The sequence below is a fragment of the Citrobacter amalonaticus genome (assembly GCF_002918555.1).
GTDB classification, from domain to species: Bacteria; Pseudomonadota; Gammaproteobacteria; order Enterobacterales; family Enterobacteriaceae; genus Citrobacter_C; species Citrobacter_C amalonaticus_A.
Genome location: NZ_PQMB01000005.1, coordinates 457,155 through 482,070, shown reverse-complemented (window position 1 = coordinate 482,070; position 24,916 = coordinate 457,155). Strand labels below are relative to the sequence as shown.

The 24,916-nt window shown below is 52.3% G+C and carries 24 protein-coding genes; 17 read left to right on the top strand and 7 right to left on the bottom strand.

The window, feature by feature from the left end; translation table 11 throughout:
• Positions 1-8 precede the first annotated feature (8 nt).
• Positions 9-818 carry a phosphonoacetaldehyde hydrolase gene (gene phnX, locus C3432_RS22140; protein WP_103778926.1) on the bottom strand — a complete coding sequence of 270 codons (810 nt, stop codon included), beginning with the start codon at positions 816-818 and terminating at the stop codon, positions 9-11.
• Between the two features lie 10 nt (positions 819-828).
• The gene (phnW, locus tag C3432_RS22135; protein WP_103778924.1) at positions 829-1,932 is read right to left on the bottom strand and encodes a 2-aminoethylphosphonate--pyruvate transaminase; all 1,104 of its coding nucleotides are present in this window, start codon (positions 1,930-1,932) and stop codon (positions 829-831) included.
• A 140-nt stretch (positions 1,933-2,072) separates the two neighbouring features.
• Between phnW and phnR the strand changes: the two genes are divergently transcribed.
• From phnR to phnV, 5 genes are all read left to right on the top strand, one after another.
• Positions 2,073-2,792, top strand: coding sequence for a phosphonate utilization transcriptional regulator PhnR (gene phnR, locus C3432_RS22130; RefSeq protein WP_103778922.1), 720 nt, complete (start codon positions 2,073-2,075; stop codon positions 2,790-2,792).
• A gap of 181 nt (positions 2,793-2,973) precedes the next feature.
• Positions 2,974-3,987, top strand: a complete 1,014-nt coding sequence (gene phnS / locus C3432_RS22125; protein ID WP_103778920.1) for a 2-aminoethylphosphonate ABC transporter substrate-binding protein — start codon at positions 2,974-2,976, stop codon at positions 3,985-3,987.
• Positions 3,988-3,992: 5 nt separating this feature from the next.
• The gene (gene phnT, locus C3432_RS22120) at positions 3,993-5,102 is read left to right on the top strand and encodes a 2-aminoethylphosphonate ABC transport system ATP-binding subunit PhnT (RefSeq protein WP_103778918.1); all 1,110 of its coding nucleotides are present in this window, start codon (positions 3,993-3,995) and stop codon (positions 5,100-5,102) included.
• Positions 5,103-5,104: 2 nt separating this feature from the next.
• Positions 5,105-5,965 carry a 2-aminoethylphosphonate ABC transporter permease subunit gene (phnU, locus tag C3432_RS22115; protein WP_103778916.1) on the top strand — a complete coding sequence of 287 codons (861 nt, stop codon included), beginning with the start codon at positions 5,105-5,107 and terminating at the stop codon, positions 5,963-5,965.
• 2 nt (positions 5,966-5,967) lie between these two features.
• Positions 5,968-6,765 carry a 2-aminoethylphosphonate ABC transport system, membrane component PhnV gene (phnV, locus tag C3432_RS22110; RefSeq protein WP_103778914.1) on the top strand — a complete coding sequence of 266 codons (798 nt, stop codon included), beginning with the start codon at positions 5,968-5,970 and terminating at the stop codon, positions 6,763-6,765.
• 38 nt (positions 6,766-6,803) lie between these two features.
• On the opposite strand, the gene C3432_RS22105 is transcribed toward phnV, so the two are convergent.
• Both C3432_RS22105 and C3432_RS22100 read right to left on the bottom strand, forming a co-directional pair.
• Complete coding sequence (locus tag C3432_RS22105) at positions 6,804-8,186, bottom strand: glycoside hydrolase family 1 protein (protein WP_103778912.1); 1,383 nt, start codon at positions 8,184-8,186, stop codon at positions 6,804-6,806.
• A gap of 94 nt (positions 8,187-8,280) precedes the next feature.
• Positions 8,281-8,562 (bottom strand): YicS family protein, encoded by a 282-nt coding sequence (locus tag C3432_RS22100; RefSeq protein ID WP_103778910.1) that lies wholly within the window; start codon positions 8,560-8,562, stop codon positions 8,281-8,283.
• A 130-nt stretch (positions 8,563-8,692) separates the two neighbouring features.
• On the opposite strand from C3432_RS22100, the gene C3432_RS22095 reads away from it, so the two are divergent.
• The 8 genes from C3432_RS22095 to C3432_RS22060 all read left to right on the top strand — a co-directional run bounded on the left by C3432_RS22095 (position 8,693) and on the right by C3432_RS22060 (position 17,547).
• Entirely contained in the window at positions 8,693-9,109 is a 417-nt protein-coding gene (locus C3432_RS22095; RefSeq protein WP_103778908.1) for a GNAT family N-acetyltransferase, read from the top strand.
• A gap of 339 nt (positions 9,110-9,448) precedes the next feature.
• The gene (gene nlpA / locus C3432_RS22090; protein WP_103778906.1) at positions 9,449-10,267 is read left to right on the top strand and encodes a lipoprotein NlpA; all 819 of its coding nucleotides are present in this window, start codon (positions 9,449-9,451) and stop codon (positions 10,265-10,267) included.
• A 908-nt stretch (positions 10,268-11,175) separates the two neighbouring features.
• Positions 11,176-11,733: a fimbrial protein gene (locus C3432_RS22085; protein WP_103778905.1), complete on the top strand. Its 558-nt coding sequence runs from the start codon at positions 11,176-11,178 to the stop codon at positions 11,731-11,733.
• A 52-nt stretch (positions 11,734-11,785) separates the two neighbouring features.
• A complete protein-coding gene (locus C3432_RS22080; RefSeq protein ID WP_103778903.1) occupies positions 11,786-12,535 on the top strand; it encodes a fimbrial biogenesis chaperone in 750 nt (249 codons plus the stop codon).
• Positions 12,483-15,068, top strand: coding sequence for a fimbria/pilus outer membrane usher protein (locus tag C3432_RS22075; RefSeq protein ID WP_308457714.1), 2,586 nt, complete (start codon positions 12,483-12,485; stop codon positions 15,066-15,068). The genes C3432_RS22080 and C3432_RS22075 overlap by 53 nt, the downstream gene beginning before the upstream one ends.
• Positions 15,065-16,150 (top strand): fimbrial protein, encoded by a 1,086-nt coding sequence (locus C3432_RS22070; RefSeq protein WP_181012965.1) that lies wholly within the window; start codon positions 15,065-15,067, stop codon positions 16,148-16,150. Before C3432_RS22075 ends, C3432_RS22070 begins: the two co-directional genes overlap by 4 nt.
• Positions 16,151-16,160: 10 nt before the next feature.
• A complete protein-coding gene (locus C3432_RS22065) occupies positions 16,161-16,892 on the top strand; it encodes a fimbrial biogenesis chaperone (RefSeq protein ID WP_103778897.1) in 732 nt (243 codons plus the stop codon).
• Between the two features lie 16 nt (positions 16,893-16,908).
• Positions 16,909-17,547, top strand: coding sequence for a hypothetical protein (locus C3432_RS22060; protein WP_103778895.1), 639 nt, complete (start codon positions 16,909-16,911; stop codon positions 17,545-17,547).
• 45 nt (positions 17,548-17,592) lie between these two features.
• On the opposite strand, the gene C3432_RS22055 is transcribed toward C3432_RS22060, so the two are convergent.
• Entirely contained in the window at positions 17,593-18,495 is a 903-nt protein-coding gene (locus tag C3432_RS22055; protein WP_103778893.1) for a carboxylate/amino acid/amine transporter, read from the bottom strand.
• A 488-nt stretch (positions 18,496-18,983) separates the two neighbouring features.
• On the opposite strand from C3432_RS22055, the gene C3432_RS22050 reads away from it, so the two are divergent.
• The 4 genes from C3432_RS22050 (at position 18,984) to mgtU (ending at position 22,783) form a co-directional block, all read left to right on the top strand.
• A complete protein-coding gene (locus C3432_RS22050; RefSeq protein ID WP_103778891.1) occupies positions 18,984-19,679 on the top strand; it encodes an MgtC family protein in 696 nt (231 codons plus the stop codon).
• Positions 19,680-19,838: 159 nt separating this feature from the next.
• Entirely contained in the window at positions 19,839-22,571 is a 2,733-nt protein-coding gene (gene mgtA, locus C3432_RS22045) for a magnesium-translocating P-type ATPase (protein WP_103778889.1), read from the top strand.
• A 21-nt stretch (positions 22,572-22,592) separates the two neighbouring features.
• Positions 22,593-22,685 (top strand): protein MgtR, encoded by a 93-nt coding sequence (gene mgtR, locus C3432_RS22040; RefSeq protein WP_103778887.1) that lies wholly within the window; start codon positions 22,593-22,595, stop codon positions 22,683-22,685.
• 11 nt (positions 22,686-22,696) lie between these two features.
• The gene (gene mgtU / locus C3432_RS28450; protein WP_374755485.1) at positions 22,697-22,783 is read left to right on the top strand and encodes a magnesium transporter protection protein MgtU; all 87 of its coding nucleotides are present in this window, start codon (positions 22,697-22,699) and stop codon (positions 22,781-22,783) included.
• Positions 22,784-22,847: 64 nt separating this feature from the next.
• On the opposite strand, the gene C3432_RS22035 is transcribed toward mgtU, so the two are convergent.
• Together C3432_RS22035 and C3432_RS22030 are read right to left on the bottom strand one after the other, a co-directional pair.
• Complete coding sequence (locus tag C3432_RS22035; protein WP_258041644.1) at positions 22,848-23,570, bottom strand: fimbrial biogenesis chaperone; 723 nt, start codon at positions 23,568-23,570, stop codon at positions 22,848-22,850.
• Positions 23,567-24,916, bottom strand: a complete 1,350-nt coding sequence (locus C3432_RS22030) for a fimbrial protein (RefSeq protein WP_103778883.1) — start codon at positions 24,914-24,916, stop codon at positions 23,567-23,569. The genes C3432_RS22035 and C3432_RS22030 overlap by 4 nt, the downstream gene beginning before the upstream one ends.

Sequence of the window (24,916 nt, the reverse complement as noted above, 5' to 3'; positions counted from 1 at the left end):
CGCTGTGCTTATGGACGTTCGCCCTTTGCCAGACGGGTGTTGATGTCGGCAATCACCCCCGGCAAATCTGCCAGCGAATCCACGACATAGTGCGCTCCGGCAGCATACAGCTTGCGGGCCGCATGTTCGCGGCGGGCGGCAATCTCTTCTGTCGTCATTGCCTGATACTCTTCCCACGTGGCACCAAACTCATTACCGGACACCGCCAGCCCGACGCTCCACATCCCGGCGTTGATCCCCTCTTCAATTCCGGGGGCTGCATCGTCCACTTTCACGCAGTGGGCGACGTTATCAATACCCAGCGCAATCACGTTTTGCAGCGCCATCCACGGCCCAGGACGTCCGCCCGCCGCCAGATCGTCGGTGGCAACCCAGTTATCCGGCGTATAGCCGTGGGCGGCGGCGGCGGGAGCCAGTTTTTCCATTACTGCACGCGGGTAGCCGGAGCAGGAGCCAATCTTAATCCCTTCTGCGCGAAGTGCGGCAATCGTGTCGATAACACCGTCAATCGGTGCAGAAAAGTCGACGACTTTGGCAATTTGCAGCGGCATAAACGCGGCATAGATGGCATCGATATCGTTAGCGGTCATTGATCGGCCAAATTTCGCCTGCCAGCGGGCATCCACCGTGGGCAATTTGCCCAGCGCTTCAATATGCTGCCACTTCCCCAGCCCCATTGGCACGCGCGCTTCGGCAAGGGTAATCTCCACGTCAAACGCCTGACGAAAGGCTTCGACAAAAATCTGCGTCGGCGCAAAGGAACCAAAATCGACGGTGGTGCCCGCCCAGTCAAGAATAACAGCGTTGATACGATTCATGGATGGCTCCTTATTTTGTCCAGTACATGGCGTTGCGGATGGCGGCAAGCAGGGCGGTGATGTCGGCATCGTAGACTTCGCCGATGTTACCAATGCGGAAGCAGTCGCTCTGCGAGACTTTCCCGGGATAGATAACAAATCCCTGTTCTTTCAGGCGGGTATAAAATTCTTTAAAGCGATACTGCGGATCTTCCGGCGAATAAAAGGCGGTGATAATCGGCGAATGCAGGTCATCATCCAGCAAGGTGTTAAAACCGAGCGCCCGCATTCCGGCCACCAGGCTGCGCTGGTTTTGCTGATAGCGCCGGTGGCGCGCCGCCACACCGCCTTCTTCCGCCAGCTCCTTCAGCGCCTGGGCAAACGCCAGCACGGTATGGGTAGGCGAGGTGAAGCGCCATTTGCCGTGATTATCCTCCATGCAGCGCCACTGGGCGTAAAGATCCAGCGACAGCGAACGGGAGCAGCCTTTGCATACAGAAATTTTGGCCTCGCGGGCGATCACGAAGGCAAATCCCGGCACGCCCTGAATACATTTGTTGGCGGAGCTAATCAAAAAATCAATGTTCAGTTCGGCGATATCCATCGGAATGCCGCCGAAGCTGCTCATGGCGTCAACGATGTACGTTTTGCCATACTGACGCGCCAGCGCGCCCACTTCAGCAATCGGGTTGAGCATCCCGGTGGTGGTTTCGCTGTGTACCATCGCGATATGGCTGATCGCCGGGTCGGCTTTGAGGATCGTTTCGATCGCCCGCACGTCCGGATGGGTGACTTCCCCACAGTCAAAGGCGTGATGGGCGATGCTCATCAGGTTTGCCATCTCAATCATGCGTGCGCCGTAGGCACCGTTGCTGACGATCAACACCTTATCCCGTGGGCCGAGCGTGCTGCCCAGCACGGCTTCCACGGCGAAGCTGCCGCTACCTTGCAGTAAAACGGAGGTGTAACCCTCAGACGCTGTTGCCAGTGCGGTTAGCTGCTGGCGGATCTGCTCCACCACGCCGATATTGTAGTCATCATCCCAGGTACAGCTATCGAACAGCATCGCTTCTTTCACCGTGCGTGAGGTGGTCAGCGGGCCAGGGGTCAGCAGCAGATAGTTACGCGAAGTCATGTTATTTACCTTTGGTCTATACCAGATTTGCATTTATCATGACGATCTTTCCCGCAATGGGTCAAAGGGAAAATGGCGCTGCAACAAAAAATTCATCTGCGTCTGTATAATAGCGGCAGGAAAAATGGAAGCGAGCAAGCATGAAATCTGTCCCGGGCGATATCCCGCAGTACCTGTTGATCAAGGCGCAGCTTCAGGCACGTATCCAGAGCGGTGCGCTGAAAAGCGGCGATAAGCTGCCATCTGAACGTGAGCTGTGTGCGATCTTCAACACCACACGCATTACGATCCGCGAAAGTCTGGCACAGCTGGAGGCCAGCGGGCTTGTCTGGCGCGCCGATCGCCGCGGCTGGTTTGTGACGCCAGACCGTCTGTGGCTGGATCCAACCCAGAACACCAACTTCCATAAGCTGTGCCGCGAGCAGGGCAGAGAGCCGAAAACCGCCCTGCTGAGCGGCGTGTTGACCACCGTACCGGTAGAGGTGATGGAGCCGCTGCAGTTGCAGCCGTTTGACCAAATCTATCTGCTGACCCGCCTGCGCTATGCCGATGGCCGCGCCGTTTGCTATTGCGAAAACCACTGCCTGCCCGCCCGCGTGCCTGAGCTGTTGCAGTATGACCTCAACGGTAGCCTGACCGAGGTGTATGAATCGCGCTACAACCTTGTCTATACCAGTATGCATTTGTCGTTCTACCCTACCGCGATGCCGGTCCAGGCCGCACAGGCGCTGGGGGTAATGGAAGGGCGTCCGGCGCTGCTGCTGCGTCGTCTGAACTACGATCAGCACGGTCGCGTGCTCGATCTGGACATCGAATACTGGCGTCATGACAGCCTGCGTATTGAGGTGGATACCCACTAGCCGCTTGCCGATGGCGGCGTAAATGCCTTTAACGGCGCCGCCCGTCGGTCGGATCAGCGTAGCGCCACCCGGTATTCCACAGATTCACACCTCTTTCATCGTTTTGTCATAAAAGCCGTTTAGCGTAAAACAAATCTGGTATAGGCCAGAAAAATGAAATGTACGCTATGAGGCTATTACGATGAAACTTTCCCGACTTGCCCTGTTGTCTGTTTTTGCCCTCGCCAGCGCCCCCTCCTGGGCGGGATCCGTGGTCACCGTTTATTCCATCGACGGGCTACACGATGGCGATAACAGCTGGTATCAGGCGCAGTTTGACGCATTCACCAAAGCGACCGGCATTGCCGTGCGCTACGTGGAAGGCGGCGGTGGCGTAGTGGTGGAGCGTCTGGCGAAAGAGCGCACCAATCCACAGGCGGATGTCCTGGTAACCGCGCCGCCGTTCATTCAGCGTGCCGCCGCCGGGAAGCTGCTGGCGAACTTTAAAACCGACGCCGCCGCCGCGATCCCGGACGCCAATGATTTCTACTCTCCGCTGGTGAAGAACTACCTGAGCTTTATCTACAACGGCAAGCTGCTGAAAACCGCCCCAGCCAGCTGGCAGGATCTGCTGGACGGTAAATTCAAAAACAAACTCCAGTACTCCACGCCGGGACAGGCTGCTGACGGTACGGCGGTGATGTTGCAGGCTTTCCACAGCTTCGGCGGCAAAGAGGCGGGATTTGACTATCTGGGTAAACTGCAAGCCAACAACGTTGGGCCATCCGCTTCCACCGGCAAACTGACCGCGCTGGTGAATAAAGGCGAGCTGTATGTGGCTAACGGCGATCTACAGATGAACCTGGCACAGATGGAACGTAATCCAAACGTGAAGATCTTCTGGCCTGCCAATGAGAAAGGCGAGCGCAGCGCGCTGGCAATCCCGTACGTGATTGGCCTGGTCCAGGGGGCGCCGGAGAGTGAAAACGGTAAGAAACTGATTAATTTTCTGCTCAGTAAAGAGGCGCAAACCAGCGTCAGCGCACTCTCCTGGGGGATGCCGGTGCGTAGCGACGTGACGCCGGACGACGCCCACTACAAGGCGGCGACCGCCGCGCTGGAAGGCGTGCAGAGCTGGCAGCCGAACTGGGACGAGGTGGCGACATCGCTGTCTGCGGATATCTCCCGCTGGCATAACGTGACCGAAAGCGAGTAAGCCTGATGCTGATGAAATCGACCGTCGTTCAGTCCCCTGCGATGCAGGGGACATCGGGGATTGTCCTCGACTCGCTGCGCGTGGCGTATCACGGCAACGTGGTGCTGAAACCGCTCTCCTTGACCATCGAACCCGGCGAGGTTCTGGCGCTGATCGGCCCTTCCGGCTCCGGGAAAACCACGGTGCTGCGTGCGGTGGCGGGCTTTGTTCAGCCAGCGGGGGGGCGCATACTTATTGGTGATACGGACGTCACTCATTTGCCGCCCTACAAACGCGGGCTGGCGATGGTAGTGCAGAACTACGCGCTGTTCCCACATCTCAAAGTGGAGGATAACGTCGCCTTCGGCCTGCGTGCGCAGAAACAGCCAAAAGCGCTGATTAAGGATCGCGTGACCGAAGCTCTGAAAATTGTCGGTATGAGCGACTATGCCACCCGCTACCCTCACCAGCTTTCCGGCGGTCAGCAGCAGCGCGTGGCGATTGCCCGTGCCATTGCCGTGCGCCCGCGCGTGCTGCTGCTCGATGAGCCGCTCTCAGCACTGGATGCGCAAATCCGCCATAACATGGTGGAGGAAATTGGCCGGTTGCACCGCGAACTGCCAGAACTCACTATTCTTTATGTCACTCACGATCAGACGGAAGCGCTGACCCTGGCGGACAAAATTGGCATCATGAAGGACGGCTCGATGATTGCGCACGGTGAAACCCGCACGCTGTACCGGCATCCACCCAATCGCTTTGCCGCTGAGTTTTTAGGCCGCGCCAATATTCTCTCCGCGACCGCGCTGGGGATCACGGATACTCCGGGGCTGGTGGACGTGAGCTGCGGCGGTGCGGTGATCCGCGCTTTCAGCCAGGGCAGCCATCATGGTTATAACAAGCTGCTGTGTATTCGCCCGCAGCATCTGAGCCTGGCGCCGCGCTCGGCGGGGAGCAACCGCCTTAACGCTACGCTGCAATCGGTACACTGGCAGGGTGACTTAACTCATCTGCTGTGCGATGTGGCGGGGGAGGCGGTGCGCATCGTCATGACGCACGTGGATCCGCTGCCACAGCCGGGTGATAAGCTGGCGCTGTGGTTCGAGCCTGATGACGCGGTTCTGATCGAGGTATAACGATGTCGCTCTCTCAGACCGTGGAAAAGTCCACCCTCAATCTGCGTCCGTTCCTGTGGCTGCTCATGCCGCTGCTGGTGCTGGCGACGCTGTTCTTATGGCCCTTATCGCTTATTGTCGACCAGGCGCTGCGTGATACCAGCGGTCATATCGGGCTGGAGACTTTCTGGCAGGTGGTTGAATCTAAGCGTTTTATCGGCGCGCTGATTAACACCCTGCAAATTGCCTTCTTCGCCACCGCGGGTTGTCTGCTGCTGGGTAGCGTTATGTCGTTGATTCTGGTGTTTATCCCTTTTCCGGGCAGCGAGCTGATTAGTCGGGTGGTGGATACCTTTATCGCGCTGCCGACCTTTCTGATTACGCTGGCATTCACCTTTATCTATGGCTCGGCGGGGCTGCTCAACGGCACGCTGATGAGCCTGTTTGCCTTCGGGCTGCAGCCGGTTGATTTCCTCTACTCCATGCAGGGCGTGATTCTGGCGGAGATAACCGTGTTCACGCCGCTGGTGATGCGCCCGCTGATGGCGGCACTACGACAAATTGATCAAAGCCAGCTGGAGGCGGCCAGCATTCTTGGCGCCCGCCCGCTGCGGGTGATCGCTCAGGTCATTTTCCCGGCAGCGCTGCCAGCGCTGATGGCGGGCGGCAGTCTGTGCCTGCTGCTCACCACCAACGAGTTCGGCATTGTATTGTTTATCGGTGCGAAAGGGGTCAATACATTGCCGATGATGGTGTACAGCAAAGCGATTCTGGAGTCCGACTACAGCGTCGCCTGCACGATCGCGCTGATTAACATTGTGCTGTCGCTGGGGCTGTTCTCCCTGTATCGCCTGGCGGCATCGCGCACCGGCGTAAGGAGCTAACCATGTTGATTTGGTCACGTAAAGGGCGTGCCGCTGCGGGGATCGTCGCCACCACGTTGTTTGCCGTCTTTTTCTTCCTGCCGTTGGCGGTGATTTTGATGTCGAGCCTCAGCCAGCAGTGGAACGGGATCCTGCCGAGCGGCTTCACGCTAAACCACTTTGTGAACGCCCTGCACGGTGCGGCATGGGATGCGCTGTTAGCCAGTCTGGCTATCGGTTTTTGCGCCAGCCTGTTTGCCCTGCTGTGCGGCTTATGGGCGGCGCTGGCGCTGCGGGAATACAGTGTAAAAGCGCAAAAATGGCTAAGTATGGCGTTCTATCTGCCGAGTGCCATCCCGTCGGTTTCTGTGGGGCTTGGGATTCTGGTGGCCTTCAGCCAGGGGCCGCTGCAAATGAACGGCACGCTGTGGATTGTCCTGACGGCGCATTTCGTACTGATTTCTGCGTTTACCTTCAGCAACGTTTCAACGGGGCTGGCGCGGATCTCTGCGGATATTGAAAACGTCGCCTCAAGCCTCGGCGCATCGCCGTGGTATCGACTGCGTCACGTGACGCTGCCGCTGCTGATGCCGTGGATGGTTTCCGCGCTGGCGCTGAGCCTGTCGCTCTCGATGGGGGAGCTGGGGGCGACGATGATGATCTATCCGCCGGGCTGGACCACGCTGCCGGTCGCCATCTTTAGCCTGACCGATCGCGGTAATATTGCCGATGGCGCGGCGCTGACTATTGTGCTGGTGGGCGTGACGCTGCTGTTGATGATGAAGCTGGAGCGGGTTGCGAAGAGGCTGGGACAAGCCTGAAATGCCGGATGGCATCGCCATCCGGCAATAAGATTTATTTAATCAAAGCCGTTATTCTCGGCGGTCTTCGCAAACCATTCGCCGCTCTTTTTCACCGTCCGGTTTTGTGTTTCTAAATCCAGCTGCACGAAGCCGTAGCGGTTTTTATAACCATTGAGCCATGACCAGTTATCGATAAAGGTCCACATGTGGTAGCCAAGACAGTTACAGCCTTCGCTGATGCCTTTATGTAACCATTCAAGGTGTTCAGAGATGAATTCAATACGATAGCTGTCGTTAACCTGGCCATCCTGAATAAAACGCTGTTCGTTCTCAACGCCCATCCCGTTTTCGGAGATAAAGCAGCGCGGGTTACCGTAATTATCGCGCAGGTTCGTGATGATGTCGTAAATCCCCGGCTCATAGATTTCCCAGCCACGATAAGGGTTCATTTTACGTCCCGGCATTTCGTAATAATCAAACAACCACTCCGGCATAAACGGCGCGTCCGGGTTGACCGCCGCGTCGCGGCATTTCACCCGGCGCGGTTGATAGTAGTTAATGCCCAGCAGATCGATTTTACCGTCGGCAATCAGCTGTTTATCGGCAGGTTCACTGGCCGGGAGCTGATCGTACTCTTTCAGCAGTTCCACCAGATCCGTCGGATATTCACCTTTCAGTACCGGATCGAGAAAGCTGCGGTTAAACAGCAGATCCGCATGGTGCGCGGCTTTAATATCTGCCGGATGCTGCGATCGCGGGTAAGAGGGCGTCAGATTCAGGATCACGCCGATTTCTCCCCCGTAGTTCCCTGCGTGATAAGCTTTTACCGCCGTCGAATGCGCCAGTACGGTGTGATACGCCACGGTGGCAGCGCGTTTGAAATCCACCACATTGGGATAATGGAAGTCATACAAATAGCCCCCTTCCACCGGGACCACTGGTTCGTTGAAGGTAAACCAGTGCTTCACCCGATCGCCGAACAACGCAAAACACGTTTGCGCGTAGCGGCCAAAGGCTTCCACGACTTCGCGGTTTTCCCAGCCGCCCTTTTCCTGCATGACCATTGGCATATCAAAGTGGAACAGGGTGATAAATGGCGTAATGCCCTGCGCGAGTAGCTCATCAATGACGTTGTTATAGAATGTCACCGCTTCGGGATTAACGTCACCTGTACCGTCAGGGATCAGACGTGACCAGCTTATTGAGGTGCGAAAACTGTTGTGCTTTAACTGCCTGAGCAGGGCGATATCCTGCTTCCAGTGGCGGTAAAACGTTGAGGTATTGGCCGGTCCAACCCCCTGATGAAAACGACCTGGCTGGCGTTCGAACCACACATCCCATGTGGTCTGGCTTTTGCCGCCATGCAGACTGTCCCCTTCGGTTTGCAAAGCGGAACAGGCGCTGCCCCACCAGAAGTTTTCAGGAAAACGGTATCGCATTATTGTTGCTCCTTTAGGATTCATTTGTTCTGGCAATAATACGTTTTTTTGTACGACAGAAACCGGTTACAGTACTCATTTTTCAATATGATAGCTACATATCCGGACATTCCACTTTGCCGAGCGCTTCCCAGTAGTTGTGTTGATTATTCCTCTTCATCGCCACAATTGCCTCGCGAATATGTTGCGCGTTATTTTTATCTGACATGATCACCTTTTCCCATGCTTCGTCTGAGAGCGCGGCCTGCGGCGTACAAATCTTGCGTAACTCCTTCAACACGGTGTTTTTTTCCTGCGCGCCATAAGGGACGTCGGCTTGCGCAATGGCTGAGAGTGTAAGAAGAGGGGCAAAAAGCAGCAGAGCGGATCGTTTCATGGTAATAATCCTTATTGCTGATGAACGTTATCTCAAGAGTAAGTGTATACAGCACACGACTCACTCAGCAGTCCGTGTTAACGACAAAGCCAGTTTCAGCCAGAAGTTGTAGTTTTTTCAGGGGAATAAAATGCAGCTACAGATAACCGATAGCATTACCGATGCAGATCAAACCGCGCTCCTTACCGGGTTGCGGGCTTACAACCTGCAGTTTATAAAAACGTCAAATTTCGGCGATCTTGCCGTGTACTGGCGTGACGATCGGGGTGAAATTCAGGGGGGGCTAATTGCTAAAGTCAAAGGTGACTGGCTGTGCATCGAATATTTGTGGATGCACGAGTCTTTGCGAAAAGGCGGCTATGGAGGCCGGTTGATTCAGGCCGCGGAGAAAACCGCGCAGGAACGCGGCTGCCTGCATGCACAGGTGGATACCATGAGCTTCCAGGCGTTACCGTTTTATCAGAAGAACGGCTACCAGCTGAAATTGACGCTGCCAGGCTTCCCGGAGCAGGGCGCCTCCCGCCACTATTTGACGAAAACATTTTGATGACCGGAAGCTTCGTGCGCGGTGTCTGGAAGTCTCCTCTCTTTCTCGCGTAGCAGAATGGTGTATTCCGGGAGAACGGGAGCGGCTGACGTGCGGACTTTGCGTATTCAAACGACCTGTGTCAATGACACCGGTGGGCCTGGCTGTTAGTCAGAGAGGGTTACGCGGAGCACCATACCCAGGTCCGGTCACCGTCGCCCGCTCCACCCGGTATAAAGGCATAAATCCTGTTATGCCTTTTTCTTCTTACTGATACCTTTTCGTTTTTTAAATCGCACCGGCCTTCCCGCTATAGTCATTTCTTTACCCATCAGGCGGTTATTTCAAAAGGATGACAATGTGAAATTGACGATACCTCATTTACGGACAGGGGCGGCTGTGCTGCTGGCGGGATTACTGCTGGCAGGCTGCGATCAGCAAAGTAGCAATGCGAAGCACATCAAAGTTGGCGTGATTAACGGCGCCGAGCAGGATGTGGCGGAGGTTGCCAAAAAAGTCGCCAAAGAGAAATACGATCTCGACGTCGAACTGGTGGGTTTTAGCGGTTCGCTACTGCCCAATGACGCCACCGATCACGGCGAACTGGATGCCAACGTTTTCCAGCATCGCCCGTTCCTTGAACAGGATAACAAAGCGCATCACTACAAGCTGGTGGCGGTGGGCAATACGTTTGTCTTCCCGATGGCGGGTTATTCAAAAAAAATCAAAACCGTTGAGCAACTGAAAGAGGGGGCAACGGTGGCGATTCCGAACGATCCGACCAACCTCGGCCGCGCTCTTCTGCTGTTGCAAAAAGAGAAGCTTATCACCCTGAAAGAGGGGAAAGGGTTGCTGCCGACAGCGCTGGATATTGCCGATAACCCACGTCATTTGCAGATTATGGAGCTGGAGGGCGCGCAGCTGCCGCGCGTGCTGGATGACCCGAAAGTCGATGTGGCGATTATCAGCACCACTTATATTCAGCAAACCGGGTTATCTCCGGTTCACGACAGCGTGTTTATCGAAGATAAAAACTCTCCGTACGTCAATATTCTGGTCGCACGGGAAGACAACAAGGACGCTGACAACGTAAAAGCGTTTCTGCAATCCTATCAGTCACCGGAAGTTGCGAAAGCGGCAGAGACTATCTTCAATGGCGGCGGAGTGCCGGGCTGGTAAGTGATAACGCGTTAAGATAAATGAAATTTATCGCCAGAAAATGCTTTCTGGCGATAATCCACGGTCGGTTTCTTTCCTCAAAACAATAACTGAGAGATTTTCCACCTTTTTATCCGTTCAGAGTTTTCAACACACCTTCCTCTTTCACTCTTTATTGTGCTCAAGAAACCCGTTTCTGATAGTCAATTGTCCTTTTTTGTAAGGTTTAATGGGGTAATGTGTAGATTTTTATACTGAGAAAAGGTGAGGGATTAAAAGAAAAGATCGTTCCGGTAAAATTCCTGGAAATAGCAGGTTTTGGAACATAACTTTAACAATGATTACCTTTTTATTCTCAATAGGATAATTCTTATGAGTGAATAAAAAAATGTTTCAAATGAAATAATTCTTTTAATATTAACGGATTATAAAGAGTAGTTGAGTCGTATTGTCAGGAATATTCTCATTGCGCAGAACAGGATCTTTTCTGGCTAATAAACCATCAATAACAGGGCTTTTTTGTTTTTTAATTGATATTGATATGATGCTTTTTTGTTGTTTGTGTGTTTTATAACTGTTGCGATTAAGGGTTTTTTTTGTTTGGCATTGATCCATATCAATTTTGACGATTTATGAAATTTTATCTTTTTTTAACTGAACCTGTCTTATAAAAAGCTAGAACTGTTTATATTTTGCATAGTGAATAGCGCAGATGTTATGTAGCACTCGATTTTCCGATAAGTATTTGGATTGATGGGTTTTAGTTGAAAATTCCTAATATTGCGGATGAAGGTTTTGCGTATATCATGTCAATGGAACTGAAATTGGTTATTTAGCGCTCATTTTTGAAAATGAGACCGGGATCGTTTTGCCCTAATAACACGTTCAAGGTGCTGTTCATTTATATCAACCACAAAAGGGAGTTTAATATGCGTAAATATAATTTTGTGTTATCAGCATTAGCGATGGTCGCTACCTCAGCATTTACTGTTTCAGCATTTGCGGCAGATGGCACTATTACAATTAATGGGCAAATTACGGATACAACTTGCACTATTTCTGTCGATGGCGGCAGTAATGATGCAACCGTAACGTTGCCAACCGTCTCTGCATCGACTCTTTCCTCGCCTGGCGCGACGGCAGGTGCGACACCATTTACGATTTCTCTGAGTAACTGCTCAGGTACGTCAATAAATACTGCCAGCACCTATTTTGAACCCGGTGCGTATGTTGATAGTACAACGGGTCGCCTGAACATTGATTCGACAGCCGCTGATGCTGCAACCTTCGTGCAGGTGCAGTTATTAAATGCCGATCGTAACGCGATTGTCGCAGGGGCATCAGCGGCGAATGGTCAGAATGATATTCCTGTCAGTATCGCCTCTGGCAACGGCACGCTGAATTATTTTGCACAATATTATGCAACAGGTACGTCAACAGCGGGTTCCGTAACGACTCAGGTCGATTACACCATGGTTTACGAGTAATAAAGACAGGGGTAGAGACGCCAATCTTTACTCCTGATGATGAGGTGATGAGATGTTAAAGAAATTATTTCCTGGGTTGGTGTTGTTTACTACAGTATTGTTTCCACTCAATGCTCTGGCTGACGTTGTGATTAATGGAACCCGCATTGTATTTAATGCGAAGGATAAAGAATCCGTCGTACAGCTAAAAAACCAGGGGAATAATCCTTATCTTTTACAACTCTGGATAGATGACGGGAATGCTGATGCCAGACCTGGGAATGTAACAGTTCCATTCCTCATCACGCCACCTGTCGTGCGTATTGATCCTGCGAAAGGCCAGGCCGTGCGTATTATGGCAACGAACCCTGCATTGCCGCAGGACAGGGAATCTGTCTTCTGGTTTAACATGCTGGAAATTCCGCCTAAAGCCCAGGCATCGAAGTCCGGGAAAACGCATATGCAGCTGGCATTTCGCACCAGAATAAAAATGTTCTATCGTCCGGATAATTTACAGTCAACGCCATTACAGGCCTATAAAGAACTAAAAATATCCTTACAGGGTAATAATTTAAAGGTTAAAAATGAATCTCCGTATCACGTTACGTTTAGCAAGATCGAGATTCGACAATCAAAAGATTCCACTGTGTTAGCCACGGTAGAAAAATTTCCTCAACGCATGGTGAAGCCGAAAAGTGAAATCATATTCCCTCTTGTGAATAAAAACATGGGGGCGTTAAGGGGAGCATCAGTCTTTTACCGTGTAATAAATGACTTTGGAGGGGAAACAACAAATGAGCAGAAATTACAAAATAGCCCATAATGTTATTTCTTATTCAATGACATTCACTCATATTGCTCAATTTGTTGTTTTATCACTTGTCACTGTTCAGATTGCCTTTGCTGAAAACGAGGAGGTCCAGTTTAATAGCGATTTTTTGCGCTCAGCGATTGATATCAGCGCCTGGTCTAGGGGGAATCCTGTTCCCCAGGGACAATATAATGTCGATCTTTATGTGAACGACAAATGGCGGGGCAGAGGCGACGTTAAATTTGAAAATGATGCAAGCGGCACCGTTGTTGCCAAACCTTGTTTTACGCTAAAGCTGATATCAACGCTGGGTATTGATATTGATAAAATTGACTCTGCAATTCGCCAGGCTCTTAAGGATGAAAGTCGCTGTGTGCGGATGGATGCTATTTCTTCCGATTTGACCGCTAATTTCGACGTTGCCACGCAGCGTATTAATGTCCAGGCACCTCAGGTGTGGTTGCTTCGTCAGGCGCGTGGCTATGTGAATCCAGAGTTATGGGATAACGGTATCCCTGCCGCAACGCTGCAATATGATTACAACGCCTGGCATGCCGAAATGTCCGGCTCTGAATCGTCGTCGTCGCAATATTTAGGCCTGATGGGCGGACTGAACTGGGATGCCTGGCGCTTACGCTATCGCGGTATTTTTAACTGGAATAATGATAAGGGCTGGCATTATGACTCAAACAGCGCTTATCTCGAACGCGGCATTATCCCATTGCGCAGCAAACTGGTTATGGGGGATTCCACGACGGATGGACAGGTGTTCGATAGCGTCGGTTTTCGTGGCGTGATGCTGACTTCTGACGATCGTATGTATGAGGATTCTCAGCGCGGTTATGCGCCTGTCATTAACGGGGTTGCGAATACCAACGCTCTCGTCAGCGTGAGCCAGCGCGGCGTGCGAATTTATCAAACGACGGTTCCACCCGGGCCGTTTCGTATTGACGATCTGTATCCCACCGGAACCGGGGGCGATCTGCTGGTCACGATCAACGAGGCGGACGGGAGCGAACACCGTTTTACCGTGACTTACGCCACCATTGCGGAGCTGCTCCGCCCGGGAACCCGTCGCTATTCGCTGATGGTGGGACGTTACCGGAATACCTCTGTTAATGAAAAACCCCGGATAGCGATGGGAACATTCCGCCACGGTTTTACCAACCTGCTGACCGCTTATACCGGTGCGATGGGTGGGGAGGATTACCAATCGGTTGCCGGTGGGGTCGCGCTCAATACGCCAGTTGGTGCGCTTTCTGCTGACGTAACACATGCGCGTACGACGCTTGCAGATGACAGTAAACGCGAAGGCCAGAGTATTCGTTTTTCTTTTGCCAGGATCCTGCCGGTCATCGATACCAATATCACTCTGGCGAGCTATCGCTATTCCAGTTCCGGCTATTACGATATTGATGACGCGATGCTGATGCGTGATTTAGAGAGAACACATAAAAGTGCTTATTCCGGCAGCGTTAACCGTAAAAATCGGCTGCAGATTAGCGCGACACAGACGATTTCCGACACGTCTGGCAGCATCAATATCAGTGCCAGCACTCAGGATTACTGGAACAAAAGCGGGCGTGATACGGAGTATCAGCTCGGTTATAGCAATGCGTTTAAATGGTTCAACTTCAACCTGAATGCCAGCCGTACCCGCGATCTGGTGAAAGACAAATGGGATAACAAAATAGCGGTGGGTATTTCCTTACCGTTAGGAAATAGTGCGCGTTCGGCTTATCTCAGTACCACGTATGTGCAGGAGAGCGGACATCAGGGACTGCAAAACACCCTCGCCGGAACTTCCGGGGAAAACCGCCAGTACACCTGGAGCGCTTTCGCCAATCAGGATCATTACGACCATAGCAGCAGCAAAACCACCGGTGGGGCCAGCGGAGGCTGGACGTCGCCATGGACCAGTATGGGCGGCAGCTTTTCCGCAGGTCAGGGTTATCAGCAATATGGCATGAATCTCTCCGGGGGGGGGGTTGCCTGGCAAAAGGGGGTCGTGCTGACGCCGGTCATGGGGGACACCATGGCGGTCATCGAAGCGGAACATGCGGCAGGGGCAAGGATCGCAAACAACAACAGTCTCAGCCTTAACAACAAAGGCAATGCTGCGGTGCCTTATCTTTCGCCGTATCGGCAGAACACTATCGAACTCGATCCGAAGGGGTTATCCAACGATATCTCCCTGGACGTTACCAGTCAGAACAGCGTGCCCACCGCCGGGGCCGTGGTGCTGATGAAATACGCCACCGATGTTGGCTACTCGGTGCTTTTCACCCTCCAGCATGTCGGAGAAATATTGCCGTTTGGCGCGGATGTCGTGGACGCGCGCGGTAACACTGTTGGTTATATCGCCCAGGGTGGGCAAAGTTTTGCTCGCGTTAAGGATCTGACCGGCACACTACGCGTGAAATGGGGGAGTGAATCGGATAAGCAGTGCCAGTTTAATTATCGCTTATCAGAGCAGAGAAACGCGGATGTCACTGAATTACGCCGGGCTGATGCGGTATGTCAGCCATTAAGGAGTACAAGATGAAAACTATCGTAACGGGTGTGGTGTTCGCGTTTCTGATGCTGATGGCGATGTGTGGTGCGGCGAGGGCGGACGGAACATGGGTGAACTGCGAACGAACCAAAGGTTACTACCAGTACTTTGATTCCACCGCGATACAGGTAGGCAAAGATGCGGCGGTAGGCGATTTGCTGGGAACCTGGGCGACCTCTTACAACCCAACGGCATGGACCTGCTCGCACCGTACCAACTATCAAAGCTACACCATACCGATGGCTGTGCAGGGCTATCCCCCTTACGCCATATGGGGAACCACGCAGGTGGATGGGCAAACTTACAACGTCTATCACACCGTGGTAAAAACGGGGCTGGGCTATATCGCCCGCTGGCGCTATACGGTAAAAGGACAAACCAGCGACTGGTATCCACTCACCGTTGCGAATGGCGTTTATCAGACGCCATCGCAGTTATTTACGGTGACCGGTGACGGAAGTACGTGGAATCTGGGCGTGGATGTTCAAATCCGCTTTGTCAAAACGGCAACGTCGCTGACTGCCGGTAGCACCTCCGTTTTTGATCCGATGTATATGCGGCATTACCAGACATATGGAGGCAGCACATCCGTCGGCAGCGGTACTTATATGATCGCTGATTTTCTGGCAGGTGGACTGATCATATCCACAACGGGAGGGACGTGTACCACCTCCGATGTGAACGTTAATTTACCGGCGGTGAGTCGGGCTGATTTTAGTGGCGTGGGTTATATTGCAGCACGTACTGACTTTAATCTGAATTTTACGAAATGCCCGGCGGGATTATCGAGCATCCGTTATTTATTTACGCCGACCACAGCCATTATTGATAATACTCATGGTGTATTTGCGCTCGCCAGTAGCTCAACGGCTGGCGGTGTAGGGATCCAGTTGCTGGACAGCCAGGATATCCCACTGTCATTTAATACGGCATATCTCCTCACGGATTACGATCCTACGCAGGATAATGCTAATTACACCGTTCCATTGCGTGCAGGGTTATATCAGACCTCGACAAACGTCTCTTCAGGCGATGTCAGAGGCTCGGTGACCTTCACCCTTGTATATAAATAAAGGAGAGTGCATGAAGAAACTGCTGAAACATGTTCTGAATCACTTTCTGGTTATAATGTTGTCGTCCCCCGTAGCGATGGCGGCAACCTATATCAACCATACCCGTTTGATTATCAATGAGAAAGATCGTGAGGCGTCGTTTACTATTTATAATGAGGGGATAAATCCAGCCTTATTAAAATTGTGGACTGAAAAAGACAATATCTTTGAGCGCCCCGAGGCGATTAAAACACCGTTTATGGTCTTACCGCCCATTTTCCGACTGGAAGGAAAAACATCCCGGGCGGTGCGAATACAGTTTACAGGCGATCGGCATACGCTCCCTGCTGACAGGGAATCGCTGTTCTGGCTGAACACGCTGGAAGTCCCGCCTGTCGCGGATAATAACGGGAGTCGCGGCGCGCTGCAGGTCGCATTCCGTACCCGGGTGAAGCTATTCTGGCGCCCCACGGCACTGGCGAATATCTCCCTTGAGGAGAGTATTAGAAAATTGCACATCTCTTCATCTGACTGTGGCGGGGACCGCTGCTTGTTAGTGAAAAATAACTCGCCTTTGCATGTGACATTAATCAGTTTGACGCTCAACGATGGCGTGGAAATAAAGCAGCTGCCTGATGATGGTCTGTTAGCACCATTGTCAACGAAAACGGTTTTTTTACCACATAACACAAAAGGAAACGGTACTGTCAAAGCATTTTCATGGATTGATGATTATGGCGTAAACAATACCTACAACTACTAACGTGAAGGATACTGCTATGCTTAACTTTAACCCGTCATCCTTACGTTTTAAGTTTATTTATTTAACGAAAAACATCTACGATGGCATTGCTATTCATACTCTTTTTGAAGAGGCGCTGAATGAGTCGGGGCTGAAAACGGTTCTCCAGGAGGATATCCCTTTTCATCTCATCGATAAATACAGTAATTTTATTCCATTTTCATTGCGTTTTAATGCGACGTATCAACAACGTAGCCGTGTACTTGAAAATGATATTATCCTTTCCGTGAAAGGGGAAGAGATAAAAAGACTGAGTTTTAACCATATTCTCTTTTTTGTCGATATGTACAATCCTGACCATACTTCATTTCTTTCGTTCGCCGGACTGAGCGATCCTGAGGTGGTTAAAGAGCGCATTGACGCTTTTATGATGCATTGTGCAGCGGTCATCGGGGGGAATAAAAAGTGCCGTTCCAGCAGCTTCTTGTTTACCCTGCGCGAGCAGCAGATAATCTTCCACTTATTACAGGGGATGTCTGTTAAAGAAATCGCCCTTGAATTAAACGTGAGCGATAAACTGGTTTACCGGGAACGCTGGACGCTGGCGCGAAAACTCATAGACCAACAAAATTGCAGATTATACAAAAGGTTAATCAAAATTAACGCAACGTTATAAATCTTATGAAAGCGGACCAGGCGACGGCTGGTCCACCATTTTTTGTTAGCCTGCTCTGGCGCGACGGCGGGAATCCATTGAAATCAGGATAACCGACGAGAGGATCAGCAGCGTACCGAGCCAGTCCGGCACGGTAAAGGTGATACCTAACAGCAACAGTGAAAGCAGCGCGCTACTGAGCGGCTCAGCACAGCTCAGGATGCTGGCTTTCGGCCCGCCTATCATCTGCGCGCCTTTCAGATACAGGCTGAACGTCAGCGAGGTACCGATGACCACCAGGTAGAAAAACGCCAGAATCAGACTGCCGTTCACCTCAAAGTTTGTACCCTGCTCGGCATAGAAAGGCAGCAGGATCAGGCCACCTGTTAACATACTCCAGCCAACTATCGGCAGCGTACCGTAGCGTGCAATCAGCGTGGAGGGATACGTCGTATAAAACGCGGCGGCAAATGCTGAGGCGATCCCCCAGAACAGCGCGGCGGGAGAAATCGACAGCGACGTCGGGTTACCGTGCGTGACCAGTAAAAAGGTTCCCATCAGCGACGTCAGGATGGCGGTGAATACCAGAATGCCTGGACGGGCTTTACGCACCAGCGAGAACCACGCGACGATGATGGTCGGTGATAAAAATTGCAGTACCGTCGCTGTCGCCGCGTTCGATTTTTCGATAGTGAGCAGGAAGGTCAGTTGCACCGTCAGAGCGCCGGCCACGGAGAAGATCAGTAAACTCAGGGCATCTTTGCGGCTTTTGAAAATTGAAAATACTTTGTCGCCGTGCACAAAGGAGAGCATCAGCAGAATGAGCCCGGCGAATATCAGGCGCGTCATGGTCAGAAACTGCGACGACATCTGGCTTTGCTCCATAATGTACTGCGCACAAACGCCCGAACTCCCCCACAATACGGCAGCAATCAGGACATTCAGCATCCCTTTTCTGGTGGAACCCATTTTTTCCTCAGCATGTTGTTTTGTCTTATTTGTGTGCAGCCATCATATCAGAGATGTCGGGGCGCTGCGGGCGAGGAAACGGAATTTATTGCGACATTGTCATTTTATTGTCATCAACAAAGCCCGTCAGGAAAACCTAAACAAATCGTCACTGAATGTTTTTTTTAACTTTACTCAATTCAATGACCGACTATAATGAGCACAAATTCACACAGGAGTAATACGTTGGACAGTCACCCTTACTTAAATAACAAGGCAAGCTAACGCATTTATTCCTGCGCTGCTTGCCGAAACGGCGGGCAGCAATCACCTCAGACAGTCGATTGCCTCCCAATAAAGTTACAACCGCGCAGTGTCGCGAGGGCAGTCGTTATGTTCATGTTTAAAAATTCTTTATTCCCTCCACCGTCAGCACGACGTTAATCGCTCTTTTGGGCGACAATTTGTCGTGTGCTAAATAAAGCACGTACTTAATTCTTCCAGCAAAAATGGAGGAACGTATGTTGATGTTTCCTTATATCTCAAATTTGCTCGCAGCGATGCTGCTGGGGGCGCTGATTGGTGCGGAAAGACAATGGCGTCAGCGGATGGCTGGCTTGCGAACTAATGCGTTAGTTGCCACCGGTGCGGCGGTTTTTATTCTGAGTTCAATGTCCACATCCCCTGACAGTCCGGGGCGCATTGCGGCGCAGATTGTCTCCGGGATTGGCTTTCTTGGCGCTGGCGTCATTATGCGTGAAGGCATGAATGTGCGCGGCCTGAACACCGCAGCGACGCTGTGGTGCTCCGCGGGCATTGGTGTCTTATGTGGTCTGGGGCAGTTCTGGAATGCGGCGGCGGCCACGTTGATTATCCTGTGCGCCAATATTTTGCTTCGCGAAGCCGCGCAGCGGATTAATCAAATCCCAGGCGCAACAGAAGAAGAAAAACGCTATGTTCTGAAAGTCACCTGCAATGACGATCATGAAAATGCCATTCGCCAGCTGTTACTGAATATAGCGAAAGAGATGACGCTCAGCCTGCACGGACTGGGCTGTGTCTCTGCGGAAGAAAAAGGCCACAAGGAAATTCGCGCCGAGATTATTAGTGACTCCGATAACCGAAAAACACGGGATCTTATTATGTCCAGAATCGGTGGGCATGAAAATATTACTTCAGTTCGCTGGAGTGCACAGGGGAGGTAATCCTTCCCGAACTTCAATACGCTGCGAAGTATCGCATAAGGAGGGAATGATGGATATTCCCATACACATAAAGTAATACCTGCTCTGTAGAGTGAGAAATACATTATGCATAGAGATTTCTGTGCAGGAATAACGACGTCTTAAATTTGGGGATAAATCATGACTGACATGAAAATAGAAAACCGGAAAGTAAACCGGTCTGCGTCAGAAAATGATAAGCAGCATAAAAAAAGCTTTCCGATAGAAACGGAGGCTTTCCACAGCCCGGATCACACGCTGGCGCGCCTGAACAGCAGTCGTCAGGGGCTTACGACAGAAGATGCCCTTGAGCGACTGGATGAATATGGCCGCAATGAAGTGGCGCATGAGCAGGCACCCCCGGCGCTGGTCCAGCTTTTGCAGGCATTCAATAACCCGTTTATCTATGTGCTGATGGCGCTGGCCGCTGTCAGTGTCGTCACCGATTACTGGCTCCCGCTGCGTAACGGTGAAGAGACCGATCTGACCGGGATTATCATCATACTGACGATGGTTAGTCTGAGTGGGTTATTGCGTTTCTGGCAGGAGTTTCGCACGAACAAAGCGGCACATGCGCTGAAATCGATGGTTCGTACCACGGCGACAGTTCTGCGTCGCGGACCGGGCAATATTGGGCCGGTACAAGAAGAGATTCCGATTGAGGAACTGGTACCCGGCGATGTGATTTTTCTCGCTGCTGGCGATCTGGTTCCGGCGGATGTTCGCTTGCTGGAGTCTCGCGATCTGTTCGTCAGCCAGTCGATTCTTAGTGGAGAATCGCTGCCGGTTGAGAAATATGACGTGATGGCCAGCGTATCGGGCAAGGACAGCGACCAGCTGCCCACGCCGAATAAGGATAAAAGCCTGCTGGAGATGGGCAACATTTGCCTGATGGGAACGAACGTGACCAGCGGCAGAGCGCAGGCGGTGGTCGTCGCCACCGGTAACCGCACCTGGTTTGGTTCGCTGGCGAAGTCCATCGTCGGCACCCGCACCCAGACTGCGTTCGATCGTGGGGTGAACAGCGTCAGCTGGCTGCTGATTCGCTTTATGCTGGTGATGGTGCCGATTGTTCTGCTCATCAACGGTTTCAGCAAAGGCGACTGGGTAGAGGCCTCGTTGTTTGCACTGGCTGTGGCTGTCGGGCTAACGCCAGAGATGCTGCCGATGATCGTCAGTTCCAACCTGGCGAAAGGCGCTATTGCCATGTCGCGGCGCAAAGTGATCGTAAAGCGTCTGAACGCCATTCAGAACTTTGGCGCGATGGATGTGTTATGCACTGATAAAACCGGCACGCTGACCCAGGACAACATTATCCTCGAACATCATCTCGACGTGAACGGCGGGGAGAGCGACCGGGTGCTGACGCTCGCCTGGCTAAACAGCAACAGCCAGAGCGGTGCGCGTAACCTGATGGACAGAGCGGTACTGCGCTTTGGGGAAGACAAAATTGCGCCCTCTGCGAAAGAGCGCTTCGTGAAGCTCGATGAACTGCCATTCGATTTTGTACGCCGTCGCGTTTCGGTGTCGGTTGAGGATGTGCGGCATGGCGACAAGAGCCTGATCTGCAAAGGTGCTGTCGAAGAGATGTTAATGGTGGCGACCCATCTGCGCGAAGGTGACAAGGTGGTGGCGCTGGATGAAACCCGGCGTGAGCTGCTGTTGGCGAAGACGGAAGATTACAACGCCCAGGGATTCCGGGTGCTACTGGTGGCGACCCGCCAGCTGGATGATTCGGCTTTGACGACCCCGTTAAGCACTGCCGATGAGCAGGGGCTGACGGTAGAAGGAATGCTGACGTTCCTCGATCCACCCAAGGAGAGTGCCGGAAAGGCGATAACGGCGTTGCGCGATAACGGGGTGGCGGTGAAAGTGCTCACTGGCGATAACCCGGTGGTGACCGCGCGCATTTGTCTGGAGGTAGGGATTGATGCACATGACATCCTGACGGGGGCGCAGGTTGAAGTGATGTCGGACAGTGAACTGGCGCGCGAAGTAGAAAAACGTGCGGTATTCGCCAAACTGACCCCGCTACAAAAGTCCCGTATTTTGCAGATGCTGCAGAAAAACGGCCATACCGTTGGTTTTCTTGGTGACGGTATTAACGACGCGCCCGCCCTGCGCGATGCGGACGTAGGGATTTCGGTCGACAGCGCGGCGGATATTGCCAAAGAGTCCTCCGATATTATCCTGCTGGAAAAAGATTTGATGGTGCTCGAAGAGGGGGTGATCAAGGGACGTGAGACTTTCGGTAATATCATCAAGTACCTGAACATGACCGCCAGCTCTAACTTTGGCAATGTCTTCTCGGTTCTGGTGGCGAGCGCCTTCATCCCGTTCCTGCCGATGCTGGCGATTCATTTGCTGATCCAGAACCTGATGTATGACATCTCTCAGCTGTCGCTGCCCTGGGACAAAATGGATAAAGAGTTTCTGCGCAAGCCGCGTAAATGGGATGCCAAAAATATTGGTCGTTTCATGTTGTGGATTGGCCCGACCTCGTCCATTTTCGATATCACCACGTTTGCGCTGATGTGGTATGTCTTTGCGGCGAATAGTGTTGAAGCTCAGGCGCTGTTCCAGTCCGGCTGGTTTATTGAAGGGCTGCTGTCGCAGACGCTGGTCGTGCATATGCTGAGAACGCAGAAGATCCCGTTTATCCAGAGTCGCGCTACGCTACCGGTTCTGCTGACCACGGCGTTGATCATGGCGATCGGTATTTATATCCCGTTCTCGCCGCTCGGTGCGATGGTGGGCCTGGAACCGCTGCCGGTGAGCTACTTCCCGTGGCTGGTGGCAACATTACTGAGCTACTGCCTGGTGGCGCAGGGAATGAAGCGTTTCTACATTAAACGCTTCGGTCAGTGGTTCTGATGATGAACGGGAGGCGCAAAGATGAAACGTTCACCCGACAATGTCATCGCGCTGATCTTCTTACTGATTGGTCTGTTGGTGCTGCTGCTGGCCATCTGGCAAATCATTCTCTGATGAGGTGACGCATGCGAAGACCAGGCCTCGATAAGGTCTTTTTACAGGTGGTGGTTATCGTGGTAATCACCATTCTGCTGACCATCCTGATAAGGTAAAAGGAATTGAAAACGGTATCTCCGGATGCCGTTTTCGCGTGACGTTCTTTTGTCATTAGCACAATTAAAAATTGCGGCTGCCTTTGATGAGATTGCCATCATCATCAATCAGTTCAAACGTAGCTCGCTGTGGCTTCCACTGGGTCGCAACCTCTTTATTGATGGTTTTAGCGCTAAATGGCGAGAGCATCCCCGGCTCGAGGGTTTGCACGCTACCTTCCCCTGTCAGGTTTAATGAACGATAGGTTGCAAAATACGGGGTCGGATTGCTGATTTTTATCGCCAGACTGCCCGGCATTCTCTGTAGCTCAATCTTTTGCTGTTCAACCACCTTATCCGGCGAGGACGACAGGTTTTCCGGGCGGAAAAACAGCTTAAGTTGCAGGCGAACGGCGACTTTTACCGCCGATAAACTGGCGGGTAGTTTTGCCTCTACCGGCGGGATTTCATATATGTTCAGCCAGTATAATGATTCCCGATCGGTTGCCTGGGGCAGGTAAGTAGCCAGCAGCCGGAGATTTTTTTTCTCTTGTGGCTCGAGCCGAAAAACCCCTGGCAGCGGGATAACAGGGACGTTATCTACCGTTTCCGGCGTATTTTTCAGATCGCCATTATCCACCCACGTTTGAACGATTACCGGGTAGTGATTATCGTTAGCCAGCATTAACGAGCGTTCCCGACTGGAGGCGGAAAACACCACGCGTGAGGATTCAATCGTCATCCCGGCTTGACAGATATGACTGAGTACCAGTAGCGGCAGGAGATATTTTCTGAGCTTTTTCATCATTGCACCTGAATGATCACCTGCGCTGTCGCAGTAAACTTGCCTGGGGTAATGGTTTTCCCGGGTAAAGCGGTAAACGTGGCGTTTATTGTTTTCGTGTAGGTGGTGACGCCATCGACCACGTTGCCAGCGGAGGCATCATCCAGTACCGGATACCACCCTGCCGCATTGCTGCCCAATACCGATCCGCTAAGCGTGCTGAGGAGGTTCAGCGCTGAGCCGTTGGTTCGGGTGAACTGAATGCCAACACCGGTGGCGATATTGGGCGAGGTGTTGTAGTTATCTGAAAGCAGATAACTGACGCCGGAGCCTGCGGTACCCAATCCTTCCGAGACGGCGGCAGCGGCATTAGCCGGATTGACCAGAATGCCCATCGCGGTCTGTTTTGCGGCAACGCCGCTGACTAAGGCGGTTACGCCAGTATTTGCCGGACTCCCTGTCTGACAGCTAAAACGGATGGTGACAGGTTTCTGCCGGGTAATGCCTGAAGAAAGCTCAGAGACGGATATCGTCGGGAAAATGACGGTTGGCGTCACGTTTGTCACGGAACAGGTTGCTGAACGGCGGATATTGATACGGTTATACAAGTTGACGGCGCCGGTCCAGGCGCTATACCAGCCGCTATATTGTGAGCACGAGTCGCTGCCGACGGTCAGGGCGGGTGAGAAACCGCCGCCCTGGAAGGCGATGTAGGTGGCTGGCTGTGACTGAGGATAAATACCGGTTGATGACCATCCTCCAGAGCTGTTGCTGAGCCGGAAGAGTTCTACCCTGGTATTGCTGAAATCTTTGGCTTTAACCAGAATCCAGCCTAAAGAATCACGATCGAGATTAACCAGCGGTCTGGATTTCCAGTAACGGCTGTAATACTCGCCAGTTGTCATATTGGTTGCACGCAACGCCATCCCCGTCGCATAGGTCTGATAGCTTTCCGGCAACCCTTTGGTCGAACCAACTTCGTTTTTTCCTGCATAGGTTGCGTCGCCGTTGGTGGCGTAATACTCATATAATTGACCTTCCTCACTGGCAGTACAACGAAACAAAATTTGCTCGCTGTTGTAGGACTGAGCGCCGGATTCCAGGAAGTTAACGATGCCTGACGCGAGCAGAGTCCCATCCGGCTGAAAGGTACTGTTGTTGATGTTGATTACCGTGGGTAATGTTCCGGCGGAGCCTGAAGTGTCGGTGGCGCCATCCCAGCTTGCCGCAGTGCCTTTCCCCGGTTCGGTGTAATAGTTAGAGCTTGAGTTTGTATTGGTACTGGTGATCCGATAGCAGGTGGCCCAGGCAGGCGAAGCCAGTAGCGCACCAGACAGCATGAGAAAAGCGGCGGCGAATATTTTTTTCAT

Bases quoted from the DNA above. Each gene is read 5' to 3' on its own strand.
- phnX (WP_103778926.1), bottom strand. From the start codon at position 818: ATGAATCGTATCAACGCTGTTATTCTTGACTGGGCGGGCACCACCGTC.
- phnW (WP_103778924.1), bottom strand. From the start codon at position 1,932: ATGACTTCGCGTAACTATCTGCTGCTGACCCCTGGCCCGCTGACCACC.
- phnR (WP_103778922.1), top strand. From the start codon at position 2,073: ATGAAATCTGTCCCGGGCGATATCCCGCAGTACCTGTTGATCAAGGCG.
- phnS (WP_103778920.1), top strand. From the start codon at position 2,974: ATGAAACTTTCCCGACTTGCCCTGTTGTCTGTTTTTGCCCTCGCCAGC.
- phnT (WP_103778918.1), top strand. From the start codon at position 3,993: ATGCTGATGAAATCGACCGTCGTTCAGTCCCCTGCGATGCAGGGGACA.
- phnU (WP_103778916.1), top strand. From the start codon at position 5,105: ATGTCGCTCTCTCAGACCGTGGAAAAGTCCACCCTCAATCTGCGTCCG.
- phnV (WP_103778914.1), top strand. From the start codon at position 5,968: ATGTTGATTTGGTCACGTAAAGGGCGTGCCGCTGCGGGGATCGTCGCC.
- C3432_RS22105 (WP_103778912.1), bottom strand. From the start codon at position 8,186: ATGCGATACCGTTTTCCTGAAAACTTCTGGTGGGGCAGCGCCTGTTCC.
- C3432_RS22100 (WP_103778910.1), bottom strand. From the start codon at position 8,562: ATGAAACGATCCGCTCTGCTGCTTTTTGCCCCTCTTCTTACACTCTCA.
- C3432_RS22095 (WP_103778908.1), top strand. From the start codon at position 8,693: ATGCAGCTACAGATAACCGATAGCATTACCGATGCAGATCAAACCGCG.
- C3432_RS22085 (WP_103778905.1), top strand. From the start codon at position 11,176: ATGCGTAAATATAATTTTGTGTTATCAGCATTAGCGATGGTCGCTACC.
- C3432_RS22080 (WP_103778903.1), top strand. From the start codon at position 11,786: ATGTTAAAGAAATTATTTCCTGGGTTGGTGTTGTTTACTACAGTATTG.
- C3432_RS22075 (WP_308457714.1), top strand. From the start codon at position 12,483: ATGACTTTGGAGGGGAAACAACAAATGAGCAGAAATTACAAAATAGCC.
- C3432_RS22070 (WP_181012965.1), top strand. From the start codon at position 15,065: ATGAAAACTATCGTAACGGGTGTGGTGTTCGCGTTTCTGATGCTGATG.
- C3432_RS22065 (WP_103778897.1), top strand. From the start codon at position 16,161: ATGAAGAAACTGCTGAAACATGTTCTGAATCACTTTCTGGTTATAATG.
- C3432_RS22060 (WP_103778895.1), top strand. From the start codon at position 16,909: ATGCTTAACTTTAACCCGTCATCCTTACGTTTTAAGTTTATTTATTTA.
- C3432_RS22055 (WP_103778893.1), bottom strand. From the start codon at position 18,495: ATGGGTTCCACCAGAAAAGGGATGCTGAATGTCCTGATTGCTGCCGTA.
- C3432_RS22050 (WP_103778891.1), top strand. From the start codon at position 18,984: ATGGAGGAACGTATGTTGATGTTTCCTTATATCTCAAATTTGCTCGCA.
- mgtA (WP_103778889.1), top strand. From the start codon at position 19,839: ATGACTGACATGAAAATAGAAAACCGGAAAGTAAACCGGTCTGCGTCA.
- mgtR (WP_103778887.1), top strand. From the start codon at position 22,593: ATGAAACGTTCACCCGACAATGTCATCGCGCTGATCTTCTTACTGATT.
- mgtU (WP_374755485.1), top strand. From the start codon at position 22,697: ATGCGAAGACCAGGCCTCGATAAGGTCTTTTTACAGGTGGTGGTTATC.
- C3432_RS22035 (WP_258041644.1), bottom strand. From the start codon at position 23,570: ATGATGAAAAAGCTCAGAAAATATCTCCTGCCGCTACTGGTACTCAGT.
- C3432_RS22030 (WP_103778883.1), bottom strand. From the start codon at position 24,916: ATGAAAAAAATATTCGCCGCCGCTTTTCTCATGCTGTCTGGTGCGCTA.